The following is an 8,753-nucleotide window of genomic DNA, read 5'->3' as shown; positions in this document are numbered from 1 at the left end:
GGCCGAGTCAAGCTATTGCATTGCGCTGCAACGCCTTCCGCGCGCATGTCCGCTACACGATGCCACCGACAAGTTTGCGGTTTCGGGGAGCTTGTCAGGTCATCTGTGCAAGAGGCGATCAGAACGTCTCTGACGCCACGATTTGCCAGCTCAGCGCAGATCCCGGCCTAGAACTTCGCCCGTTCGTGTTCTTGAACCCGGATCCCCAACACGTGTTTGATGCCGTCGAGGTCGACACTGACGGCGATGTGCGCAGCCCTGTTGGCGACCTGCTGACGGACCTGATTTTGACCACGATCGCATCGAGATAGAGGATCGGATCGAGTGGCCGGCGCTGCCATTCGAGGACTTCCTCGAGGACCGAGTCGGTGATCTTGGAAATGGTCTCGCGGGAAATTTCGGTACCGATGGTCGAGGCAAGATGATGCTCGATGTCGCGCACTGTCATGCCGCCGGCCTAGAGCGAGACGATCATGTCGTCGAGCCCACCAATCCTGCGCGCACCACGCGGGACCAGGGTTGGAACGAACGTGCCGTCGCGGTCGCGGGGGATTGCCAACGGCACATCGCCGACTTCGCTCGAGACGGTCTTGCTGCTGAAACCGTTGCGAGCGTTGGGAAGTAGACGGCCGGCCGGGTCGCCCTTGTCGTATCCGAGGTGCTCGGTGAGTTCGGTCTGCAATCCGCGCTCGAGAACCGCCTTGACCATCTTCTGCAGGAACCCGCCCTGCCCGGTGATCTGCAGCTGGCCCGTGTCGATCTTGGCCATTACCTCGGCGAGGGCGCCCGAGGCCTTCAAGGCGTCGAAGGCGCTGTGCTCAGCCCGATCGTTCGTGTCATCTGCATGATTGCCGTCCACAGTCATGGTCACGATGATGCTCCATCCGTGTCAGTCCGTTCTTACACAAACCATCTGACACGCCCGAATTCGGGCCCCAGACACCGCCGGATTCTGCTGCGGATTCACCGCTGCACCCAAGGCACTGCACACCAGTTGAGGCGTATCGATTCGGTCATGTTCAGCCCACCTCGGGGCACTGCCGTTCTGGTACCGGCAGTACGGGTCAGGGCACATTCCGCCGAAGCGAATGTATTGTCAGCGAACAGCCTTCGAGTTTACCCGGGAATGCGATCGACGACGGACTTCGCCGAATCGGCCGTCTCCACCGGCGAGGTCGAACGCGAACGACAGTTCGCATACCAGCCGCCGCTGACGAGACTTGCCGCAGGACTTTGTCCCGTGACAGACGGTGTGCACACGCCGCCATCGGTTGCGCTCCGAACACACCGACAACGAGGTGTTTCGGGGCTCGAACGGTGGCGCGGTTTTGGTACCAGAAGTACGGGTCGGACCAGCGCTACTCGAAATAGCGGCAGTTCGACACTCCTGCAACCACATACAGCAAACCAAGCTCGAGAGACGGGCGTCAGAACCCCATCAGGGTGGCGTGCATCAACCGTCGTACATAAGCCGCAGAGCCCGGTGTGAGGTCGAAATGTGCCAGCCTTCCCATGTCGAACACCAATCCGAGTGCCGCGTGGACGAGGAACCTCGCCTGGACGGCGCCGATCTCAGGCCTGGCGTCGCGGACGAGATCGGCCCAGTTCTCGATGTTGACCCGCTGCACGCCTCGTAGAGCACTTCGTTGCTCACGCGGCAGATTGCCGACCTCGGCGAAGTACACCGCCATGAGTTCGCTTCGCTGAAAGGACAATTCGACGTACAGCCGCACGAGCTCTTCGATGGCCTGCTCGGGGGTTCCGGACTCGGCCAACGCGGCATCGACGGTGACGGTGAGCCGCTCCCCCGCCAGGTGAAAAGCCGCGGCGAGGACGTCCGCCTTTCCCGCGAAATGTCGGTAGACGCCGGACGCGTTGATGCCCGCGGCCGCGCCGATCTCCTCGATGCTGACGTTGTGGTAACCGCTGCGGTAGAACAGTCGGATGGCTTCGTACAACAACACCTCGCGCTTGGTGTTCGGCTCAAGATCCGGAAGGGTCGGCGGCGCCACTTCCCCCTCCCCGCTGGGTAGTTCCGTGGCAAGCACGCCGCGAGTGGTGTCGAGTAGCAGTGCACCGATCTGTTTCGCCGACAGCACCGACCGGTGCGCCGTGATGCTGGCGACGACGCTCACCGCTGCGGCGGTGACCGTTGCCGCGTCTCGGGCACCCAGTTCGGGGCGCAGTTGCATCAGCGGCTCACGCACCCGCTGATTGAGAACCGTCACCGCGTCGAGCAGGGCAACGCGATCCTCGGCCAGAAGATAGCGGGCCTCCCAGCGATAGAGGCCTCCCGTCCGCCTGTTGTCGATGGTGGCCTCGATGATCGCTGTCATCACTGCATCGAGCCGCTCCTGCGGTGTTATCTCCTGCGCGGACTCGACCGGATCGGTTGCAGTGAGCAATATCCCGGTGAGTCTCATGACGGTGTGCACGAACATCGCGTACTTCGTCGGAAAGTGGCGGTACAGCGCGGGCCCGGAAATATCGAGGGCCTCGGCGATGTCGTCGATGCCGACCGCGTGGTAGCCGCGTTCGCTGAATGCTTCGGCCGCGACGGTCAGTATCTGCGCCTTTCGGTCCCGTGGTCGGCGGCGGCGAGGTCCGGACGGTGCCGGAGCCGCGCCAGTGCCGGCTTCGCTCATGACCACCCCGTCCCTCGTCTTTGTGTCCGGCCAGATTACTCGACTCCAGAATTCTCGACGGTCACCCATCTCGTCTGACAGGCGAACCTACGCCAGGTATCGATGTTTGTCGAAGATTCCTTGACATAGAGTGCGATTCGAGTGCTAAGTTAGCGGCAATTCTCATACGGACCTGCTCGTTCCACCGAGTTTCATCCACCGAAACGGCGTACACCCATGACGGATCCAGGGCTCCGCACCGAACTCTCCGACGGCGTACTACGCGTCACGATCGACCGTCCCTCGCGCATGAACGCGCTCGACGACGCCACCTGCGCTGCACTGATCGACGCGTTCGAGTCCGCTCCGGGTGACGAGGCGCGCGTAGTGATCCTCACCGGAGCTGGCGCCGCCTTCTGTGCAGGCGCGGACGTCGTCGACCTCGCTGCGGCAGGCCCCTCGGACCCGGTGAACCCTCCGGATCCCGTCGCTTCCGCGCGGCACACGATGGACCGAGCCGCCAGCCTCGTGCGTACGGTGCTGCACTGCCCACTACCGGTGATCGCGCAGGTCAATGGGCCTGCGGTTGGGATCGGAGCCTCGCTCGCGCTCGCATGCGACCTCGTGTACGCGAGTGAGGACGCGTACTTCCTGCTCGCGTTCACCCGGGTCGGGCTGATGCCGGACGGCGCGAGCAGCCTTCTGGTTCCCGCCGCGATAGGCCGCGCACGAGCGAGCGCGATGATGCTGCTTGCGCAGCCGATACCTGCCGACGAGGCGTGCTCCGTCGGTTTGATCAACGAGGTCTTGGCTGTCGACCGGCTGCAATCCCGCGTCGATTCCGCCGCAAAGATGCTTCTGCGTAGCCCGCGACGCGCCCTCGAACTGACCAAGCAGGCACTGACCGCCACCACCCTGGCTCTGCTCGACGACGCCCTCGAACGCGAAGCCGAGGGGCAGGTCGAACTTCTGACATCGCCGGAATTCGCCGAGCGGGTCACCGCACTCACTTCTGCACAGAAAGGCGCATGACATGCACCCAGCCGCACCGGACCTGTCCGAACCTCTACTGTCCCGGCGTAACAACTGGAACAACCAGGTGCGACGCCACGCCCGCATGCAACCCGATGCGGTAGCGCTTCGCTTTCTGGGCGCGTCCATCTCGTGGAGCACACTGTCCGACCGAGTCGATCGGTTCGCGGGCGTCCTGAGCCGACGAGGGGTCGGCTTCGGTGACCGCGTTCTGATCCTCATGCTCAATCGGCCGGAGTATCTCGAGGCGGTACTGGCGATCAACGCGTTGGGCGCGCTCGCCGTTCCGGTCAACTTCAGGATGACGCCCCCGGAGGTCGCGTTCCTGGCCGAGAACAGCGGCGCAGCGCTCTTGATCACCGATGAGACGCTGGCTCCGCTAGCAGGAGCCGTTGCTGCGCAGGTCGACTCGCTGTACGAAACGATCACCGTCGGAGAAGATTACGAGGCGCTGCTGGCCGTTTCCGAGCCGGCCGACCCCGTCGACGTTCCGGACGACGCTCCGGCGCTCATCATGTACACCTCGGGGACCACCGGCCGGCCCAAGGGAGCCGTGCTGACCCACACGAACATGCAAGCGCAATCGCTCACCTGCATCCGCGCTCTGCAAATGCACGGTGTCGACGAAATCGGCTTCTGTGCATCACCGATGTTTCACATAGCAGCCCTCGGCAGCCTCGCCCCCAGCCTGCAGCTCGGCATCCCGACGGTGATCTACCCCGTCGGTGCTTTCGACCCAGCGGCACTGCTGGATGTCTTGGAAGCCGAAGGCGTCACCACCCTCTTCCTGGTGCCGGTGCAGTGGCAGGCCATGTGCGCCGAACAGTCCCGCACTCCGCGGAACCTGAGCCTGCGCGTCATCTCGTGGGGCGCGGCACCGGCGTCGGACACCATCTTGAAGGCTATGGCCGCAACGTTCCCGGACGCACTCAACGTGGCTGTGTTCGGACAGACCGAGATGTCGCCCATCACCTGCGTTCTCGACGGTGAAGACGCCCTGCGGAAACTGGGATCCGTCGGTCGCGTGATCCCGACCATCGCTGCCCGCGTCGTCGACGACGAGATGAACGACGTGGCGATGGGCGAGATCGGCGAAATCGTTTACCGTGGGCCGACTCTGATGCAGGAGTACTGGCAGAACCGCGATGCGACCGCGGACGCGTTCGCAGGCGGATGGTTCCATTCGGGTGACCTCGTCCGACAGGACGCGGAAGGCTTCGTCTTCGTCGTCGACCGCAAGAAGGACATGATCATCTCCGGAGGCGAGAACATCTACTGCGCCGAGGTCGAGAACGTGTTGTTCGCGCACCCCCGCATCCTCGAAGCCGCGGTTGTCGGCCGCTCGGACGACAAGTGGGGCGAGGTCCCTGTGGCAATCGTTGCGTTGCACGACAGCGAAAGCACTCCCGACCTCACCCTCGACGAGCTCACGCTGTGGCTGGGCGATCACCTCGCTCGATACAAGCACCCCAAGGAACTCGTTGTCGTCGATGCACTGCCCCGAAACGCCAGTGGCAAGGTCGTCAAAGTGGCGCTCCGGCGGACATACTCGTCGGCACCCGCGTAAGCCGTGACATTCGAACTGCCGGTCTCGCGAAGTCCGGGGCGCGACCTCGCCAACCAGATCGGCGGATTGATCGCGTTCTCGCTGACAGCGCTGCAGAGCACCGTCGTCACGATAGCGCGTCGGCGCCTCTCGATGGAGGAAACTCTCACTCAGGCACTGTTCGTCGCGCGCGTCTGCACGGTGCCCGCGCTGCTGCTGATGCTTCCGATCGGCGTGCTCATCGCGGTCTCGGTGGGGTCGTTGGCCGGGAGGCTCGGCGCGGGTGCATATTCCGGCGCGGTGGTTGCGTTCGTGGTAGTCGGGCAGGCAGCCGCACTGGTGTGCGCTTTGATGCTGGCGGGCGTGGCGGGTTCGGCGATCTGCGCAGATCTCGGCTCGCGCACCATTCGCGAGGAGATCGCGGCGATGGAGGTCATGGGGCTCGACGTCGTGCAGCGGCTGGTCGTTCCGAGACTCGTTGCGTCGATGTTCGTTGCGGTCGCGATCTGCGCGATGGTGACGGTCGTGGGCATCGGGGCCTGCTTTCTCTACCAGGTGCTCCTCGCCGAACAAAGCGCAGGCGCATTCCTCGCCACGTTCAGTGAATACGGACGAGTTTCCGACTTCACCATGGCCATGGTGAAATCCGTGTGCTTCGCCGTCACATCGACGCTCATCGCATCGTTCAAGGGTCTGCACGCCAAGGGCGGGCCCAGCGGCGTCGCGGACGGGGTCAACGAAGCGGTCGTGCTCGCGTTCGTCATGGTGTTCGTCGTCAACACCGTGCTGTCTCAGCTCTACGCGGTCGTCGTGCCGGCAGTGGGAACGTACTGATGGTGTCCGACACCCTCCACCGGTTGCAGCACCGGACTCGTAGCGTGGTCGGCATGTTCGCCGTTCTCGGCCGACACATGACGTTCTACGCCGAAACCGTCGCCGCTATCCCGTACACCCTCCGCAAATATCCGAAGCACGTCACGCAACACATCGGCGAGGTCAGCTTCGGCTACGCATCACTGCTCGCGGGCGGCGGCACCATCGGCATCGTGTTCGCGATGTCGGCTGTCGCCGCAATGATGGTGGGCGTCGAAACGTATCGCGGCCTGGACCTGATCGGTCTCACCTCCCTGTCGGGCCTGCTCTCCGCGATAGCCAACACGCGCGAACTCGCGCCGGTGATCGCAAGCATCGCACTGGCCGCCAAGGTCGGCACCGGATTCACCGCGCAACTCGGTGCCATGCGCATCTCCGACGAGATCGACGCCCTCGACTCCATGGCCGTGCGGTCGATCCCGTTCCTCGCGACCACTCGATTGATCGCGGCCATCGTCTGCATCGTCCCGATCTACCTCGTCGGACTCATCGCCACGTTCGTCGCAACCCGGCTGATCGTGGTCACCGTCGGCGGGAGTTCTGCCGGTACCTACGACTACTACTTCCACCTTGCGCTGACCCCCGGTGACCTCGTCTACTCCGTCGCCAAGGCGGTCGTATTCGCCGTCATCGTCTCACTCGTGCACTGTGCCTACGGTTTTCACGCCTCCGGTGGTCCAGAGGGAGTAGGACGTGCAGCCGGACGTGCGCTACGCACGAGCATCCTCGCCATCGGTATCACCGACGTGTTCCTCACGTTCGCGCTGTGGGGCATCGTGCCGACGATCCCCGGGCTCGGCGTCACATGATCAGGTCCGGCGCACCGAGCCGGCTGCGGCAGCTGGGGCCTACGACGAGCACACTCGCTGCCCGCGGAATCGCCGCGGCACTTGCGGTCGTCATGACCGCAGTAGGCATCGTCGCGTACAGCAGCGGCGCCTTCGACCGCACTCCCGTCGTATACGCCGACATCGACGCGTCCGCGGGCCTGCTCGTCGGCGAGATCGGGGTGCAGTATCGCGGCGTTCAGATCGGGAAGGTCATCGACATCGACAGCGGTACCACTCGCTCGCGCGTCACGATGGCTCTCGATCCCAGTGGGGTGCCGTCCTCGGCCGTCGTTCGCGTGGTCCCGCGCACCCTGTTCGGCGACGTTTACATCCGCCTCGTGACGGACTCGGACGCACCCGGGCCAACTGTGCAGCCTGGCGATCACCTCGCGATGGACACCTCCGCAGAGGCAGTGCAACTGGGTGAGGTTTACCGGCGCGTCACTCATCTGCTCGACCGGCTCGAACCCGCCGAGGCTCACACAGCGCTCACTGCAGTGGCCACGGCGCTGCGAGGCCGCGGCGATGCCCTCGGTGACACCATCGACCGTTTGTCCCGAACCACAGGAAGTCTCGAACCGCACCTGATGTCCGTACTCGATCACACGCCCCAGATGATTGCCTTGACAGAGGCATTCGCGTCCGCCGCGCCCGATGTACTCGCCACCGTCGACGCCGCTACCGCCCTGTCGCAGACCGCCCTCGATCATTCGACGGGAGTCGAAGCATTGTTGACGACAGCCGCAGCACTGGCGTCGTCGGCAAACGTCGTGGCGAGCCAGAACACAGAGAAGCTCGTCACCGTCGTTCGTCGAGGGACGCCCGTCCTGAGCACAGTCGCGGACAATTCGTCCGGTCTGGCGTCGACACTCGATCAGTTCGCACCGTTCGGTGCCGCGGGCGCTCGCATCTTCGCCACCGGACGCTTTGACATCACCGCCGTCCCCGATTTCTCCGAACCACTGCCCTACACGGCGGCCGACTGCCCGCGTTATCCCGGACTCGACGGCGGCAATTGTGGGCTCGCCGTGGTGCAGGAGGAAGCCGTCGGTGCATCACTTCCGCTCAACGCCGCGAGCACGATGCTCCTCGCTCCCGTTCTCCGCGGAACCGAGGTGACCATCCGATGACGCCGTTGTCTCGCCCGCTCGTTCGACTCGCCGCCTTCGGCGTCGCGGGAGTGATGTCGGCCGTCGTCGTCGTCAACACCCTGAGTGTGCCGGTTCGCGGTGATACCCGCAGTCAGACAGCCGAATTCACCGCTGTGGACGGTTTGCGCAGCGGCAACGACGTCACCCTGGCGGGCGTGCGCGTGGGCCGGGTGAACGAAGTCCGTTACGCCACCGATGGCACACACAGCACCGCCGTGGTGCACTTCTCCGTGGCCGACGCCGTGCCGGTGCCGGCGGACGTCACCGCCGCGGTCCGTTACGGCGACATGCTCGGTGCTCGCTACCTCGCTCTCGTGCTGCCTGAGAACCCCACCGGCAGTCTGGTCGACGGCGACCACATCCCCGTGGAGCGCACTACCCCGCCCGTCGACCTCACGGCGCTGGTCAACGGCTTCAAACCGCTGTTCGACGCCGTCGACCCGGAGCAGGTGACCCTCTTGGCGCGTTCGATTGTCGACGCTTTCCAGGGCGAGGCCGCGACCGTCGACTCGCTCCTGCGCAACGTCGAGGCGGTTACCTCCGGCCTCGCGAACAACGAGGTGGTGTTGACCGAGCTGGTCGCCGACCTCGATTCGGTTCTGGGCACGATGAACCTGCACGTTGACGAGGTCACCCGGTTGATCACCGGGTTGACCGACATGAGTCGAACGGTCGCCGACAGAAACGCGGATGTGAT

7 protein-coding genes and 1 pseudogene are annotated in these 8,753 nt (G+C 64.5%); 6 read left to right on the top strand and 2 right to left on the bottom strand.

Translation table 11 applies throughout. From position 1 onward, the window contains the following. Together WBQ44_RS10580 and WBQ44_RS10575 are read right to left on the bottom strand one after the other, a co-directional pair. Positions 1 to 865 (bottom strand): annotated as a pseudogene (locus tag WBQ44_RS10580) (IS256 family transposase); the annotation flags it as partial. Positions 866 to 1,427: 562 nt separating this feature from the next. After that, entirely contained in the window at positions 1,428 to 2,645 is a 1,218-nt protein-coding gene (locus WBQ44_RS10575) for a TetR/AcrR family transcriptional regulator (RefSeq protein WP_495566645.1), read from the bottom strand. 216 nt (positions 2,646 to 2,861) lie between these two features. Between WBQ44_RS10575 and WBQ44_RS10570 the strand changes: the two genes are divergently transcribed. The 6 genes from WBQ44_RS10570 to WBQ44_RS10545 all read left to right on the top strand — a co-directional run. Further along, the gene (locus WBQ44_RS10570) at positions 2,862 to 3,656 is read left to right on the top strand and encodes an enoyl-CoA hydratase-related protein (RefSeq protein ID WP_495566644.1); all 795 of its coding nucleotides are present in this window, start codon (positions 2,862 to 2,864) and stop codon (positions 3,654 to 3,656) included. 1 nt (position 3,657) lies between these two features. Further along, on the top strand, positions 3,658 to 5,223 hold the full coding sequence (fadD5, locus tag WBQ44_RS10565) for a fatty-acid--CoA ligase FadD5 (protein WP_495566643.1): 1,566 nt from the start codon (positions 3,658 to 3,660) through the stop codon (positions 5,221 to 5,223). A 3-nt stretch (positions 5,224 to 5,226) separates the two neighbouring features. Next, positions 5,227 to 6,036 carry an MlaE family ABC transporter permease gene (locus WBQ44_RS10560; protein ID WP_495566642.1) on the top strand — a complete coding sequence of 270 codons (810 nt, stop codon included), beginning with the start codon at positions 5,227 to 5,229 and terminating at the stop codon, positions 6,034 to 6,036. Positions 6,037 to 6,089: 53 nt separating this feature from the next. Beyond that, complete coding sequence (locus WBQ44_RS10555) at positions 6,090 to 6,884, top strand: MlaE family ABC transporter permease (RefSeq protein ID WP_495566641.1); 795 nt, start codon at positions 6,090 to 6,092, stop codon at positions 6,882 to 6,884. Further along, positions 6,881 to 8,035, top strand: coding sequence for an MCE family protein (locus tag WBQ44_RS10550; RefSeq protein ID WP_495566640.1), 1,155 nt, complete (start codon positions 6,881 to 6,883; stop codon positions 8,033 to 8,035). The genes WBQ44_RS10555 and WBQ44_RS10550 overlap by 4 nt, the downstream gene beginning before the upstream one ends. Further along, the coding region (locus WBQ44_RS10545; protein ID WP_495566639.1) for an MlaD family protein at positions 8,032 to 8,753 on the top strand (722 nt) is incomplete at its 3' end. The genes WBQ44_RS10550 and WBQ44_RS10545, both read left to right, overlap by 4 nt.

Source organism: Rhodococcus sp. (in: high G+C Gram-positive bacteria) (assembly GCF_049591685.1).
GTDB lineage: Bacteria > Actinomycetota > Actinomycetes > Mycobacteriales > Mycobacteriaceae > Rhodococcoides.
This window is presented reverse-complemented; position numbering and strand designations above follow the sequence as displayed.